This is a genomic window from Mycobacterium simiae (assembly GCF_008370645.1).
GTDB lineage: Bacteria > Actinomycetota > Actinomycetes > Mycobacteriales > Mycobacteriaceae > Mycobacterium > Mycobacterium simiae_A.
Genome location: NZ_VTZN01000516.1, coordinates 1 through 484 on the forward strand (window position 1 = coordinate 1; position 484 = coordinate 484).

The window sequence follows — 484 nt, forward strand, 5'->3', positions numbered from 1 at the left end:
CCAGGCCGACCAGGCCTGCCACCCGTAGCGGGTGGGTGCGAGCGCCGTCAGGCACCACATCCATGTGCTGCATGGACCGGACTTCGCGAGTGGTTTCTTGCAGCAGGCCGTTGGCAGCACCGGTAACCAGGCCAAACGAGCCCCAGAACACCCCGAAAACCGAGAATTCGCTCGGGGTCAGGTGACGCGCGGCCAGATAGATCACCGAGTAGCCGCACAGCGCGGCGACTGCGGTGGCGGTGCCAACCCGCGCGACGCTGCCGCGCGCGATCGCCCCTCCTGAGGCTCCCGCTGTGTCCGGGGTGCCCCCAACCCCTGTCACCGTGGCCGCACTAACGGCCGACCGAACCGATGCGTGCCACGCTTGAAAATACCAAGCGCGTCACCCGCCCCTGCTCGTTGGGGACGTGAGGCGCCGCCCGCGCCTGCACCGCCGACACCTCCGCCAACCCTCCCGCCGCGCTCAACCACCCCACATACGGAA

General features: G+C 69.2%; 1 pseudogene. It reads right to left on the reverse strand.

Features of this window, described 5'->3' with window-relative positions:
• A pseudogene (locus F0Q45_RS26690) lies at positions 1-322 on the reverse strand (hypothetical protein); the annotation flags it as partial.
• Between the last annotated feature and the right edge of the window lie 162 nt (positions 323-484).